Genomic DNA, 247 nt, shown 5'->3' with positions numbered 1-247 from the left:
TTGTCAAATCACGCAAGTCAATTCCATTGAACATCAGATTTCGAGAATGTCATCCTGCATTCCGCCAGTCTCCGAGCACAGATTGTACCAGAGCCATCGCGGCGACGGCAGCTGTGTCGGCACGCAGCACACTCAGGTACCAAAACTCGGAACTGAACGCATCAAGGCCAATGCGATAGAAGCTGCCGAACAGTGCGGCGTGCTTTCCATACCTGGATGTCGCGAGGTCATCCGTTTTGACCATTTT

General features: G+C 52.2%; 1 pseudogene. It reads left to right on the top strand.

Annotated elements, in window-relative coordinates:
• Window positions 1-121 precede the first annotated feature (121 nt).
• Window positions 122-247, top strand: a pseudogene (locus tag F9K94_RS24855) (16S rRNA (uracil(1498)-N(3))-methyltransferase); the annotation flags it as partial.

The organism is Brucella tritici (genome assembly GCF_008932285.1).
Lineage (GTDB): Bacteria > Pseudomonadota > Alphaproteobacteria > Rhizobiales > Rhizobiaceae > Brucella > Brucella tritici.
This window is presented reverse-complemented; position numbering and strand designations above follow the sequence as displayed.